This window comes from Pseudoalteromonas aurantia 208 (assembly GCF_014858725.1).
GTDB classification, from domain to species: domain Bacteria; phylum Pseudomonadota; class Gammaproteobacteria; order Enterobacterales; family Alteromonadaceae; genus Pseudoalteromonas; species Pseudoalteromonas aurantia.
The window spans coordinates 161,783-174,751 of sequence record NZ_AQGV01000013.1; the positions used below are offsets into that span (position 1 = coordinate 161,783).

Annotated in this window: 12 protein-coding genes and 6 tRNA genes; 7 read left to right on the forward strand and 11 right to left on the reverse strand. The window is 40.8% G+C overall.

The window, feature by feature from the left end:
• Positions 1 to 201 precede the first annotated feature (201 nt).
• The 3 genes from PAUR_RS15815 to PAUR_RS15825 are packed head-to-tail and all read left to right on the forward strand — an operon-like array spanning position 202 to position 3,384.
• Positions 202 to 1,413, forward strand: a complete 1,212-nt coding sequence (locus PAUR_RS15815) for a hypothetical protein (RefSeq protein WP_192508721.1) — start codon at positions 202 to 204, stop codon at positions 1,411 to 1,413.
• Entirely contained in the window at positions 1,413 to 1,835 is a 423-nt protein-coding gene (locus PAUR_RS15820) for a type 2 periplasmic-binding domain-containing protein (protein WP_192508722.1), read from the forward strand. The genes PAUR_RS15815 and PAUR_RS15820 overlap by 1 nt, the downstream gene beginning before the upstream one ends.
• Complete coding sequence (locus PAUR_RS15825) at positions 1,825 to 3,384, forward strand: sensor domain-containing diguanylate cyclase (protein ID WP_192508723.1); 1,560 nt, start codon at positions 1,825 to 1,827, stop codon at positions 3,382 to 3,384. Before PAUR_RS15820 ends, PAUR_RS15825 begins: the two co-directional genes overlap by 11 nt.
• 14 nt (positions 3,385 to 3,398) lie before the next feature.
• Here the strand turns inward: PAUR_RS15825 and PAUR_RS15830 are convergent, their stop codons facing one another.
• Positions 3,399 to 3,905, reverse strand: coding sequence for a DUF3087 domain-containing protein (locus tag PAUR_RS15830; protein WP_192508724.1), 507 nt, complete (start codon positions 3,903 to 3,905; stop codon positions 3,399 to 3,401).
• 127 nt (positions 3,906 to 4,032) lie between these two features.
• Here PAUR_RS15830 and PAUR_RS15835 point away from each other — a divergent pair, with 127 nt between their 5' ends.
• From PAUR_RS15835 to PAUR_RS15845, 3 genes are read left to right on the forward strand one after another with little or no spacing between them, the layout of a single operon-like run.
• Positions 4,033 to 4,659 carry an energy transducer TonB gene (locus PAUR_RS15835; RefSeq protein ID WP_192508725.1) on the forward strand — a complete coding sequence of 209 codons (627 nt, stop codon included), beginning with the start codon at positions 4,033 to 4,035 and terminating at the stop codon, positions 4,657 to 4,659.
• A 53-nt stretch (positions 4,660 to 4,712) separates the two neighbouring features.
• Complete coding sequence (locus PAUR_RS15840) at positions 4,713 to 5,255, forward strand: RNA polymerase sigma factor (RefSeq protein ID WP_192508726.1); 543 nt, start codon at positions 4,713 to 4,715, stop codon at positions 5,253 to 5,255.
• Positions 5,248 to 5,838: a hypothetical protein gene (locus PAUR_RS15845; protein WP_192508727.1), complete on the forward strand. Its 591-nt coding sequence runs from the start codon at positions 5,248 to 5,250 to the stop codon at positions 5,836 to 5,838. Before PAUR_RS15840 ends, PAUR_RS15845 begins: the two co-directional genes overlap by 8 nt.
• Positions 5,839 to 5,879: 41 nt before the next feature.
• Here the strand turns inward: PAUR_RS15845 and PAUR_RS15850 are convergent, their stop codons facing one another.
• On the reverse strand, positions 5,880 to 7,256 hold the full coding sequence (locus PAUR_RS15850; protein WP_192508728.1) for a Na+/H+ antiporter NhaC family protein: 1,377 nt from the start codon (positions 7,254 to 7,256) through the stop codon (positions 5,880 to 5,882).
• Positions 7,257 to 7,501: 245 nt separating this feature from the next.
• Between PAUR_RS15850 and PAUR_RS15855 the strand changes: the two genes are divergently transcribed.
• Positions 7,502 to 8,350: a MurR/RpiR family transcriptional regulator gene (locus PAUR_RS15855; protein WP_192508729.1), complete on the forward strand. Its 849-nt coding sequence runs from the start codon at positions 7,502 to 7,504 to the stop codon at positions 8,348 to 8,350.
• On the opposite strand, the gene PAUR_RS15860 is transcribed toward PAUR_RS15855, so the two are convergent.
• From PAUR_RS15860 to lysS, 9 genes are all read right to left on the reverse strand, one after another.
• On the reverse strand, positions 8,347 to 9,492 hold the full coding sequence (locus PAUR_RS15860) for an exo-beta-N-acetylmuramidase NamZ family protein (RefSeq protein WP_225738459.1): 1,146 nt from the start codon (positions 9,490 to 9,492) through the stop codon (positions 8,347 to 8,349). The genes PAUR_RS15855 and PAUR_RS15860 overlap by 4 nt on opposite strands.
• A gap of 229 nt (positions 9,493 to 9,721) precedes the next feature.
• Positions 9,722 to 9,798, reverse strand: a tRNA-Arg gene (locus PAUR_RS15865).
• 152 nt (positions 9,799 to 9,950) lie between these two features.
• Positions 9,951 to 10,027: transfer RNA gene (locus PAUR_RS15870), tRNA-Arg, on the reverse strand.
• 152 nt (positions 10,028 to 10,179) lie between these two features.
• Positions 10,180 to 10,256, reverse strand: a tRNA-Arg gene (locus PAUR_RS15875).
• A 152-nt stretch (positions 10,257 to 10,408) separates the two neighbouring features.
• A tRNA-Arg gene (locus PAUR_RS15880) sits at positions 10,409 to 10,485 on the reverse strand.
• A gap of 152 nt (positions 10,486 to 10,637) precedes the next feature.
• Positions 10,638 to 10,714, reverse strand: a tRNA-Arg gene (locus tag PAUR_RS15885).
• A gap of 59 nt (positions 10,715 to 10,773) precedes the next feature.
• Positions 10,774 to 10,866 (reverse strand) — tRNA-Ser (locus PAUR_RS15890).
• A 122-nt stretch (positions 10,867 to 10,988) separates the two neighbouring features.
• The gene (locus PAUR_RS15895; protein WP_192508730.1) at positions 10,989 to 11,177 is read right to left on the reverse strand and encodes a hypothetical protein; all 189 of its coding nucleotides are present in this window, start codon (positions 11,175 to 11,177) and stop codon (positions 10,989 to 10,991) included.
• 239 nt (positions 11,178 to 11,416) lie between these two features.
• Positions 11,417 to 12,958: a lysine--tRNA ligase gene (gene lysS, locus PAUR_RS15900; protein WP_192508731.1), complete on the reverse strand. Its 1,542-nt coding sequence runs from the start codon at positions 12,956 to 12,958 to the stop codon at positions 11,417 to 11,419.
• Positions 12,959 to 12,969 lie beyond the last annotated feature (11 nt).

Genomic DNA, 12,969 nt, shown 5'->3' on the forward strand with positions numbered 1-12,969 from the left:
ATCACAATATTTATATGCAATAATATAGATATGGTGTTCAAATCAGAAAAAACAAGCTCGTTATATGCAAGCCCTATCGTACACGTGCAAAATTTTGCAATTAATCTGTCTAGATGATGGTTGACTGTTGAATTACAAGCAACACCAGCTAATCTTAGATTAAGACGAGATACAGAACCACGCGCATCCTCGGAACGAACAATGAGATTACTGGTTGCCTTACTATCAATCCCTCACTTTATGGCTGACGGCTCAACTTTAAAGTTTGATGGTTTTACCAATATCAGTCTCAGTAGTAGTTCCTCTGAAACAGCGAAAGTCAGGCAACTAATTTCCCAACCTCATGGGGTATCGAACAGTAACATTGCTTTATATAACTCCTCACTTGGCGTGCAATTTGAATGGCAAGCCTCATCTGCTTGGCAAATCGTTAGCCAGTTAGTTATAAAAGATCAAAAGAAATACGATATCAATACGCTGACACAACTGGCCTTCGTTCGCTATATGCCTAATGCCGACTGGACTATACGCCTCGGGCGCACCGGTCTTGATTTATTCATGATGACTGAATATCGAGATATTGGCTATTCGTTTACACAAGAACATTTACCAACTGAGTTTTATGCCATTATTCCCCACCAAAATATCGATGGCTTAGATTTACGCTATAAAACCCCAACTGAACTCGGGCTAACGAGTATACGGGCATTTATTGGCCATTCTAAAGCATCTATCGTGAGCGATAATAACTTTTATTGGAACGCCGAATTAAAAGATATTGCTGGCTTGACTGTTGAGATAGAAAATAACAACTGGTTACTTAGAGCAAACTACACACAATCTAAATCTGGAAACGAAAATGCACAACAACAGATGTTAAAAGAGGCGATACAACACATTTCTCCACAAGTTTGGCCTAGCCAACCGCAACTATTGACATCATTAGATATCGTTGGGAAACGTTTCGACTACAGTGCCATTGGCTTTCGGTTCGATGATACTAACTGGATTGCTCAATCTGAATTATCTTATATAAATTCTAATTCGGAAGTACTAAACCACTTAAGAAGTTACTATATTAGTGTCGGAAAGCACATAGGCAACCATACTTTAATGGCTTCCTTCTCTCGCGCAAAATCTAATAATGAAACACCAGAAAAACCACTTATATCAACACCTGAACTGGATTTTATATACAATAATATTGTCCGTCACACCGATTTTTACTTAATTGATCAATACACTATTTCTATGACTTGGAGGGTTGAATTAAGTGATGTATCAGCGTTAAAACTGCAATGGGATCATACAAATGTTGGGCGTCTCCCCTCTGCATTATATTTGCACAACCACACAACCACTCCCGATAATCAGTTTAATACCTTAGGCATTAGCCTGAACTGGGTATTCTGATGTTAAAAACAATTTCAGCGCTCACCGTTTGTTTCGCATGTTCGTGTTTGGCTCAGCAAGATCTGGTTGTCATTGTACACAAAGATAACCCCGTAAATAGCTTAACCCACAAAGCGGTTGTTGATATGTTCATGGGGAAATACTTAGCTTTTCCGAATGGAGTAATAGCACTGACCTGTGACTATAAAAAAGAGAGCCAAATTCGTTCTTCTTTTTTAAGTGCCATAACTGGACGCCCTATCAGCCAAATAAATGCTTATTGGTCGCGCGTACGTTTTAGTGGCAAAGCGTCACCTCCACAGATATTCGACGATGTCGTGAGTATCCTCGATAAAGTCGCAAATACGTCAAATGCCATTGCCTATGTTCCAGCTCACACCGTGACACATAACGTAAAGGTGGTATATAAAATTGCTCAATAAACATAGTTTAATTACCAGACTGTTAATTATCGTTTCAGGTTCCGCTATGGTGTTCGCCTTGATCTATGCCAAGCTGCACTACAGCAACGTATTCGATACTGAAATGCAGCGCTCAAACAACACCATATTACAAATTGGTCAAACAGTGTCAGCCACAGCTTCTATCGCCGCGTATTTAGAAGACAAAGATCTCGCAAATGAAGTGCTAAACGGATTAGTTAGCAACGATGTTATTCTCGCTGCTCAACTCAATGGTCAGCAAAGTGTGCTTGCTAAAAGCATTCTATATAAAACAGAGTTACCAATTACATTTGTGTTAAGTAATCCCTTTATTATTGGTGAGCAAATTGGTGCCATTTACATAGAACCCAATACAATATTTATTGAACAAAGCGCACAAACACTTGCTTTATCAAGTGTACAAACCTTATTAGTTGTCATCTTACCTATGCTCGTCATCTTTGCCATACTTGTGTATGCTCTTATCACCCAACCTCTTAATTATTTGAGCTGTCAGCTTGCCAAAATAAGCCCAGGTAAAGGGCAACGAATTGTCATTCCTGCCACACACAGACACAGCGAAATAGGGACTATTTCAGGTGATATAAATAAGTTACTGTCTCGAACCGAAACGCTCTTTCTGCAAGAGCGCAGTTTAAGAAAAGACATTGAACGATTTGAAAAACGCTTTCGGCTTATGTTTGAAAAGTCATCGTCCCCAACGCTACTGGTAAAAGACAAAGGCGACATTTTATTAATTAACGAAGCAGCACAAGATTTACTCGCTGGGCTAGGCATAGATTTAGAAGAGCGCTTTCCTCATGCCTTAGGCAAAGCCTGTAAAACACCGGATATTCTATATACCTTTACCAGCAATAGTATTAACCAAAAACAAGTCATGCAGTCAGAATTTGAATTTAACAACCAGCTCACCTTAGAAACAGTGTGGCTCAATATTATTATCATAAATACCGAAAGTGATAATCAATCGTACTTACAAGTATTTATCAACGATATTACGATGAAAAAAGTCATGATCACGCAATTAAAACAAAAAGCGCAGTTTGATACATTAACTGGATTGAGTAACCGATACGGTGCAGAATTAATTTTACTTGAATGGTTAGACCAACAGCGCCCATTTAGCTTAATGCTACTTGATTTAGATGAATTTAAACCCATCAATGATATTCATGGCCACAATGCAGGTGATTCAATGCTGCAACATGTGGCACAACAACTTCAGCTTAACGTGCGTACTGATGACTTGATCTGTCGTTGGGGTGGCGATGAATTCCTGATTGCATTAGCGAATATCACCGAACAAGAAACAAAAGACCTTGCAACCACACTCTCGAAGGTCATTACCACGCCAATGCAATATTATAAATCGGGACAAGAGCACACCCTTATTGTCAGCGCAAGTCTCGGAATTGCCCGTTACCCAGATCATGCAAACACACTTAAAACGCTGGTCGAGTGTGCCGATATCGCCATGTACACAATTAAAAGAACCAGCAAAAACAGTTTTGCTTTTTATCAGATATGACTTTAGCGAACACTCTAAAATTGCTTCAACAACACAGCATTATATTCCTTTATGTCCACTGTAACATTGTATTGCTTGAGCAACGTATCTAAATGCGCTTGCCAAGTCGCTAAATCATCCATCGTGATCAAGTTATCATCCAGCTCCCATAATTGCTTAGATGCGGTATAACTAAACTGAATCGCAAGCATGGCATCAACATTGCCTTGCTCTGCAGCAGTCTTGAGCTTGGTCATTTTGCGTGTAATTTTATTCAGGGCTTGTTTTAAATCCCAAACATAAACCACTTCATACATGTACGAGTGACGCCTTACTTTTAATAACACCATTGCAACCATTAAACTGGTCACAATCACCCCCAGTAAATTCCAATGAAAGTGACTCCCATCAGGGTCAGGGAATAATGCAATAAGGCACTGCGCAACTCCTAAACTTCCGCCCGTTAACGCCACGACACACGCACCAATAACATAGTTAAGGTGTTTACGATATCTTGCTTTATTTATCGCCTCTAACAGCATCTGCTTATCCTAAAAGTACACTGCTGCGGATTGTACTCGTAATCTCTAAACAAAAAAAATAAAAAATCACCCCTTTTTTGATCCAACTTCGTTATATGAAATAACTCACCTATAAAAGGAATATGCGATGTCTGCACTCACACACTTCCCAACCGCTTCAATCACCAAAGTATTGCTTTCGACAGCCGGAGCATTAGTGGTCACATTTGCTGCTTTTGTATTTATGGATAAGTTGATCAGCCAAGAGCAAATAAGAGTATCAACTACGCCTGAAGTGATCGATTTATCCTTTTTTGTAAACAAGCAAGATAGTGCACCGCAACCGATGCAGAAGTTACCTCCACCACCAACACTAAAACCACAACCTCCGAAAGCTATCGAGCGCACATCAATTGCAGCTATTGATATCGGTTTGATATTTACCCCAACACTCTCGCTTGGACCAATAAAACACGCATCTCCAATATTGAGCCAACAAGATACGGGGGCAACAGCAATTGTTCGCTCAGAGCCAAAATACCCTATAGCCGCAGCCCGAGATGGCATTGAAGGATGGGTACAGCTCAACTTCACCATTTCATCTCATGGACAAGTAATCAATGCGACAGTAGTCAACGCAGAACCAAAGCGCATTTTTAATAAGGAAGCATTACGTGCCATAACACGTTGGAAGTACAGACCTAAAATAGTGAACGGACAAGCCATCGCGCAACCAAATCAAAATGTTGTGCTAGAGTTTAAATTAAATCAGTAACTTTATTGGGTAAATACCAAACGGTATTTACCCAATATCTGTGAGGAAAGCCTATGCTAATAGCCTTAAAATCATGGCTAAAATTAAACACCCGTGCTGATGACCCGCTCTATGAATACAAAAAAACGGGCCAAAGCTACTATATTGAGCAAGCCATTGATACCTATAGCCGTGATATATTCCACTTTATTCGCAGTCAAAGTAATCGTGTGTTAGCCGAGGATATCTGCCAAAAAACTTGGCTAACCGTCGTCGAAAAGCGTCACACATATAACCAACAGAATACGCCTAAAGCGTGGTTATTCTCCATTGCGCGCAATGCGTTAATTGATGAATTACGAAAAACAAAAAGAATCGTACAATTAGATGATACAACGCTGATTGCAGCGCAGTCTGACAATTCACATATCGATACGCTATATCAAGCAATGACACAGTTGCCGTTTTTGCAGCGTGAAGCCTTAATGCTCCAGCTGGAAGGATTTTCATTGCAAGCAATCGCGCATATTACACATCAAAATCACGAAACCATCAAAACCCGTTTGCGATATGCCAAGCAACATTTAAAAGCAACCATGGAGCCTAACGATGGATAACCAAGAGCAATTTGAAAAAGTCCTAAAACAGGCATACAAAAAGTGTAAAGAGCCTGTAAATACGAGCCAACTTAATAAATACAAACAGGCCTGTGCAAAAAATGAAAAGTACGTATCATGGCAGCGAGTACAGTGGCTTTTGGCTTGCTCTGGAGTGGTATTTTTATGCATTCAACTTTTTATAGCGACTCCCAGCGATAAGCATACAACCATCACTATGAAAAGTGCCACGCAGTATGACAATATAGAAATACATCGCGTACAGCAGGGTGAATATCAACGTGAAATTGTCATCCAAAAACAGCGGTTAGATTTACAGTTGAAACACAGTCAAATGATACGAAAAGCAACCATTTCCCATGGTGAGGTCATTGAACAACACGTAGATAGATGGCTCATCGCAGATTGTCAGAAAAGAACTTTGATAAGCCTTGAGCAAAGCTTATTAGCACAATTAGTTCCTAACTGGAAAACACAACCTTCCTTTGTCGGCCGTTATTTGGCTCTTAATCAAAACAGCGCAGGGCACATTATTGGCTTAAGTGGCATCGAAAGAGGGCAACAAATCTATAGTTGCCCATAATATATCAGTGCTTGATGTGCCATGATAAATAGAGCATAAAATTAAATAAGTAGAATACTTGCAATGAAAAAGCTGATTAACGCCAGCACCCCGCCCACTAAAGCATATGGCAGCTGGGTTTTTACATGCGTTAATAAATCACATCCTGATGCAAGTGCGGACACTGCACTGGTATCTGATATTGGTGAACAATGATCGCCAAAAATACCACCACTTAAAATGGCGCCAATAACCAGCTCAGGCGGGAGTCCAAGCGTTTGGATCAGTGGCACGCCAATCGGGATCAAAATAGCGAATGTTCCCCATGATGTGCCTGTTGTAAATGACATTACTGCCCCAGTTAAAAACAATACTGGTACGATTGCGTAAAGTGGCAAGTAATCACCGACTAATGATGCGACAAATACACCGGTGCCTAACACCTTTAAACTCGCACCTAAAGTGAGTGATAACAGTACGATACTCACTAACGGTAAAAGCTCTCCAATTCCTTTAAAACCTACATCCACAAGTTGATGATGTGTAAAACGCTTATGTGTTAATAATAATAAATAAGCCACGGCCGACGCTAGTATAGTCGCATAAAGCACGGACTTAGAGCCACTGCCTTTTGCCAACTCACCGCCCCCAGTCCAAAACATAAAACCGACCATACTGATGATCAATGTCAGCAGTGGTACCAACATAAACCTTGCCTTCGTTGCGGTTGGCCCTGTATCAACGTCTACATTTCTCTTACTTAACTGTTGTTCTGCGAACTTCATTGGACCATGTACTTTATCAAACACAATGGTGTAAAGCACAATCAACAGAGCAATAATTGCATAATAGTTAAAAGCAACGCTTCCCCATAATATGCTGACAGCTGATTGCTCTAATTCATAGTTACTTAATAGGCCTAGAATATACGCTCCCCACCCATTTAATAAAATCAAAATGCAAACTGGGGCACTGGTGCTATCGATTATGTAAGCCAATCGCGCTCGACTCATTTTAAATTTATCGAACAAGCCTCTAGAAACAATACCAGACGTTAAAACACTCATATTCGATTCAATGAATACTGCCGTTCCAGTGAACATAGTAAGTAAACCAACTTGCCGCTTACTCTTTGCTACACCTTTGTTCATCAAAACACTGACGGTTGCCGCTACGCCACCGGATTCTCTGATATAGGCCAGTAATGCCCCAATCACCAAACTAAAAATAAGGATCCGACTATTACCAGCTGACGTCGCCACAGAAATAACACGCTCAATGCTATTAACCAGCGTCATGAATACGCTACTTCCCTCTCCTTGTAAGGCCAATAAAAACTCCGAACTAAGCAACGCCAACACAAGCGCTAAAATTACTTCCTTACGCCAAAACACCACTAATATGGCAATTAATGGTGGCAATATAGAGTACCAAGTCATACAGCTTCCTTACAGGTCGCAACAGCAACAATAGAAAATAATGAATTCGACCGAACAGCTTAATGAGTAAAATGCTAAAAACCAAGCTTTTCAGTTAAACCAAAGTCAATAATGCAACATTAGTACCCATACTGGTACAATGTGTGAAAAAATAGCAATAATCATAACTGGAAACACTATCGCAACGTTCCGATTGCACCTATAATAAGTACAATTACAAGTTAGTTACAGGTGAAGTATCCCGCATGTCGACATTCGTAAAAATAAAAGCTTTGCGGCCAAGTCTCTCAAATAGTGAGGCTAAGCTTGCAGATTTCACGTTAAATTCAAGTGCCAAGATTAGAGCGCTCTCATCTGTGGAACTGGCCAGAGCTGCAGGTGTTAGCCAATCAAGCGTAGTCAAGTTCGCGCAAAAGCTTGGCTATAAAGGCTTTCCAGCATTTAAACTGGCTGTTGTAGATGACCTTAATTTGCAAAGCCAGCACCCTCAGCCCGCAACAGGAATCATCAACAGTAATGACCCACTCGAACTCATAGCCGATAAATTACTATCAAATCAGCATGCCATTTTATCAGAAACGCACAAACTCAATACCCCAAATCAATTTGAGAATGCGATTCAAACCATAAAATCAGCAAAGAAAATTATGATATGTGCAGTTGGTGGCAGCTACACAATGGCACAAGACTTTGCACTCAAGCTGCAAAAGCTCGGTTTACCGGCCATTGCCCAAATAGATGAAATGTCTGCTGCTAGTTACGTCGCAACGATGAGCAAAGATGACTTGTTAATCGCCATTAGTGATTCAGGGCAAAGTAAAGGGGTATTAAAAGTTGCCAAGCAAGCAGCTATCAATGAATGTAATATTATTACCATGTCTCGCTATGGTAGTAATCCACTCAGTGATCTAGCGCATACTAAACTATTCACCGTCATTGATCATGAGCCAGTTAAACACGCATCGATTTTAACACGCACATCACAAAGCTACTTAATTGATGTACTTTTCATTGGTCTGACACAATCAAATTTACATTGGCAAAAACGTGCTGAACGTGCCAATGAATATATGAGCGAGTTACGTCACAGTTAACGTGGGTAAAGTAAATAAGGTTGGCGGCGCTGCATATACTGTTGCAATGATGGCTGCCAACTTTGCTTTATTTTTTCAGCCGACTTACCCGCCTCAATCGCGATTCTGAGTTGGTCTGTCCCTGCGAGTTTATCCATAAAGCCCGCATGTTTAAAAAACACAATCCCGTCACTAGATAGCTTTTTATACGCATTAATAAACCAGCTTAAGTCCAATCCGTCACTTTCATATTGCCTTAAATCAACCCCGAATACGGATCTCCCATTGAACTTTGGATTCGCAGCCACACCTTTAATTGACCGTGGCGTAAATGAAAATTTTCCAAGTTTTATGGGATCATATCCGTAGACTTGAAAAGGAAAATCAGTCCCTCTACCAACAGATACAGGTGTAGCTTCAAAAAAGCACAAAGAGGGATAAAGCGCAATTGCTTGACTATTAGGAAGGTTAGGGCTTGGCTTTATTGGTAACTCATACTTGGTATTCACACTATAGTTTTCAACGGGGATCACTTGTAACTGCAACTTTTTATCCACCGCCAACCAATTTTCACCAACAATCATTTTTGCCAACTCGCCCACTGTGAGACCATGTAAAACCGGAATTGGGTGTATACCTACGAATGATTTAAACTTGGGATCTAAAACTGGACCATCTACAAACGTAATATTTGGATTAGGTCTGTCTAATACAATAAAATTTTTGCCATATTTTGCTGCAGCTTCCATCATATAGTGCATTGTGCTGATGTAAGTATAAAATCGAACCCCCACATCTTGAATATCAAAAATGATCACATCAATATCTTGGAGCTGTTGTTTTGACGGGCGTTTATGCTTGCCATATAACGATACAATCGGCACTCCCGTTTTTATATCAGTGCCTGATAATACATGTGCCCCAGCATCGTGGTCCCCACGAAAACCGTGTTCAGGTGCAAATATCACACGTACATCAACCCCTTTAGACAATAGACTATCTAGTAAATGTCCGTGTTTTGTGCGTGCAGTTTGATTGACGACCAAGGCCACACGCTGCTGCTTTAATAAAGGTAAATAGTGCTCGTAACGTTCAGCCCCTACTTGCAATGCCCAACAGTTAACGGTGAATATACATAAACAAACAAGAAAGAAGAAACGCATAGTTATCATGAAGAAAAAAATTTGGCTCATGATGGCGGAGAAAGTTAGACGATGCAAGAGCAAGGCGATGCCTTACTAATTTAAATGAAGCTGCTGTGGCACCTTCAAATGGTGTACTCACTCGCCTTGAGCAAACACCTAAGGAACGTAATTTATAAATTTCAGACACAAAAAAACCGATTGACTATACATAATCATATCGGTTGTTTGTTCCACTTCAAAAAAGAAGTGGCGGACGCGGGAGGATTCGAACCTCCGACCGCCTGGTTCGTAGCCAGGTACTCTATCCAGCTGAGCTACGCGTCCGTTATTAAGTTTTATTTTCATCGATACTGCTTCGATGCGAACTTTTATCGTAACCATCATTGCCAAATAAACTATTCAGCTGAGCTACATGTTCGTGTTGGTAATTTTATATCTTACTTAGATATCTCTTTGTTTATCCACTGAGAGAAAAGTGGCGGACGCGGGAGGATTCGAACCTCCGACCGCCTGGTTCGTAGCCAGGTACTCTATCCAGCTGAGCTACGCGTCCGTTATTCAGTTTTCTTTTCATCGAAACTTCTTCGATGCGAACTTTTCTCGTAACCTTTATTACCAAATATACTATCCAGCTGAGCTACGTGTCCGTGTTGGTAATTTTATATCTTACTTAGATATCTCTTTGTTTATCCACTGAGAGAAAAGTGGCGGACGCGGGAGGATTCGAACCTCCGACCGCCTGGTTCGTAGCCAGGTACTCTATCCAGCTGAGCTACGCGTCCGTTATTAAGTTTTATTTTCATCGATACTTCTTCGATGCGAACTTTTATCGTAACCATCATTGCCAAATAAACTATTCAGCTGAGCTACATGTTCGTGTTGGTAATTTTATATCTTATTTAGATATCTCTTTGTTTATCCACTGAGAGAAAAGTGGCGGACGCGGGAGGATTCGAACCTCCGACCGCCTGGTTCGTAGCCAGGTACTCTATCCAGCTGAGCTACGCGTCCGTTATTAAGTTTTATTTTCATCGATACTGCTTCGATGCGAACTTTTATCGTAACCATCATTGCCAAATAAACTATTCAGCTGAGCTACGTGTTCGTGTTGGTAATTTTATATCTTACTTTGATATCTCTTTGTTTATCCACTGAGAGAAAAGTGGCGGACGCGGGAGGATTCGAACCTCCGACCGCCTGGTTCGTAGCCAGGTACTCTATCCAGCTGAGCTACGCGTCCGTTATTAAGTTTTTATTTATATCGAACTTTATCGATAAGACATACCATTTATAAATAAATGGCGGAGAAGGAGGGATTCGAACCCTCGATAGGGCTACAAACCCTATACTCCCTTAGCAGGGGAGCGCCTTCAGCCACTCGGCCACCTCTCCGTGTCGTGGGGCGTATAATATAGGCTAGAAAAAATATGTCAAACACTTTTCTTGTAAAATCAGGCCATATGGTGATAGATTAACCAGCTTGGTTGAAATCCTCACTTGAATAGGTCCTAGAATTAATCATGGTCTTGAAAACGACTGAGGGTATGCCTATCAATAAGTGCTTTTTTAGAGTCTTTCAATTCAGCTAAATAAGCATCTTGATATCCTAAACGCTGGAATTCGCAAATACACATCCGACAATATTCCATTCTCAACTCATCATTATCATCTTTTGAAGGTTGATATTTTTGTGGTTCTTTCATTTTTATGATTATCCATTAACCGCGCTCCAGCAGTATAGGAAACAATCAAAGACTTGCCAGTTCTAGATTTAATGGCATATGCAGTACGTATTTCATCTGCATAGACTAGCCAGTTGTTTTATTTGAGTAATTCATCTAATTAGCATTAGACTAAAGTCGCATACTGAGATATATCGCACGCAAATAACAGAAAAGCGCCATGAAGGCGCTTTTCTCAATCGTATCACTCTCTGGTGTACTTAGTCCGTTTGCGGTCTCATATGAGGAAACAAGATCACATCTTTAATCGTTGATGAATCAGTAAATAGCATCACTAAACGGTCAATACCAATACCTTCACCTGCCGTAGGCGGTAATCCATACTCTAATGCACGAATGTAATCTTCGTCATAATGCATTGCTTCATCATCACCCGCATCTTTCTCTTCAACCTGACGTGCAAAGCGTGCAGCTTGATCTTCAGCATCATTTAGCTCAGAAAATCCGTTTGCCAATTCACGTCCACCAACGAAGAATTCAAAACGGTCAGTAATGAATGCGTTGTCGTCATTACGACGCGCAAGTGGAGACACTTCCCACGGGTATGCCGTAATGAAAGTCGGTTGAATAAGTTTATGCTCTGCCACTTCTTCAAAAATTTCACATAAAAACTTACCAGGTCCCCATACACAGTTTTCAGGGATTTTAACGTGTACTTGTTTAGCAAACGCTTTTAGCGCGTCAAAATGATTTTCAGGGTCTTGGAAAATTTCAGCTTGCTTAGCCGCTTCTTCACTGTGCTCAATAATCGCATCGGCCATTGTTAAACGCACAAACGGCTGACCAAAGTCATACTCAACGCTATCAGTAACTTCACCTTCCGCATTCTTAGTGGTATTCACAACCGTCGTCGTACCCAGCACATCTTGTGCCACAGTACGTAGCATATCTTCAGTTAAATTCATCAAGTCATTGTAATCAGCATACGCTTGATAAAATTCAATCATGGTGAATTCAGGGTTATGGCGTGTTGATAAACCTTCGTTACGAAAGTTACGGTTTATTTCAAATACACGGTCAAAGCCACCCACAACTAAACGCTTTAAGTAAAGTTCAGGCGCAATACGCAAGTACATATCAATGTCGAGTGCATTATGGTGTGTCGCAAACGGGCGAGCTGTCGCACCACCAGGAATAACCTGTAACATAGGCGTTTCAACTTCCATAAACTCACGTTCAGCAAGGAAGCGGCGAATACCTTCAATCACTTTTGAACGAATGCGGAATGTTTCACGCGTATCAGTATTGGTGATCAAATCAACATAGCGCTGACGGTATTTGGCTTCTTGGTCTGTTAAACCATGAAACTTCTCGGGTAGCGGGCGCAATGATTTAGTCAACAATTCATATTGAACCATATCAACGTATAAATCGCCTTTGCCTGACTTGTGTACAGGCCCCGTTACACCAATAATATCGCCAATATCAAGCTGACCATATTTTGCTTTTAGATCTTTTTGAACATCTTTAGACGCATACGCTTGAATACGGCCTTTCATGTCTTGCAGCACTAAGAAAGGGCCACGCTTTGCTAAGACACGCCCAGCAATTGACGCCTGCTGGTTTAATTCAACAAGTTCTTCTTTCGATTTATCACCAAACTTAGCTTGTAGATCAGCCGTATAATCTTCACGGCGGAAGCTGTTAGGGTGGCCATTGGCACTGCAATTCTCGCGAATCGCATCCAACTTAGTACGACGCTCAGCAATGAGTTTATTTTCGTCTTGGATTTGATCTGTCATTTTATAGCTCT

Bases quoted from the DNA above. Each gene is read 5' to 3' on its own strand.
- PAUR_RS15850 (WP_192508728.1), bottom strand. From the start codon at position 7,256: ATGACTTGGTACTCTATATTGCCACCATTAATTGCCATATTAGTGGTG.
- PAUR_RS15860 (WP_225738459.1), bottom strand. From the start codon at position 9,492: ATGCGTTTCTTCTTTCTTGTTTGTTTATGTATATTCACCGTTAACTGT.
- PAUR_RS15835 (WP_192508725.1), top strand. From the start codon at position 4,033: ATGTCTGCACTCACACACTTCCCAACCGCTTCAATCACCAAAGTATTG.
- PAUR_RS15855 (WP_192508729.1), top strand. From the start codon at position 7,502: ATGTCGACATTCGTAAAAATAAAAGCTTTGCGGCCAAGTCTCTCAAAT.
- PAUR_RS15830 (WP_192508724.1), bottom strand. From the start codon at position 3,905: ATGCTGTTAGAGGCGATAAATAAAGCAAGATATCGTAAACACCTTAAC.
- lysS (WP_192508731.1), bottom strand. From the start codon at position 12,958: ATGACAGATCAAATCCAAGACGAAAATAAACTCATTGCTGAGCGTCGT.
- PAUR_RS15815 (WP_192508721.1), top strand. From the start codon at position 202: ATGAGATTACTGGTTGCCTTACTATCAATCCCTCACTTTATGGCTGAC.
- PAUR_RS15820 (WP_192508722.1), top strand. From the start codon at position 1,413: ATGTTAAAAACAATTTCAGCGCTCACCGTTTGTTTCGCATGTTCGTGT.
- PAUR_RS15895 (WP_192508730.1), bottom strand. From the start codon at position 11,177: ATGAAAGAACCACAAAAATATCAACCTTCAAAAGATGATAATGATGAG.
- PAUR_RS15840 (WP_192508726.1), top strand. From the start codon at position 4,713: ATGCTAATAGCCTTAAAATCATGGCTAAAATTAAACACCCGTGCTGAT.
- PAUR_RS15845 (WP_192508727.1), top strand. From the start codon at position 5,248: ATGGATAACCAAGAGCAATTTGAAAAAGTCCTAAAACAGGCATACAAA.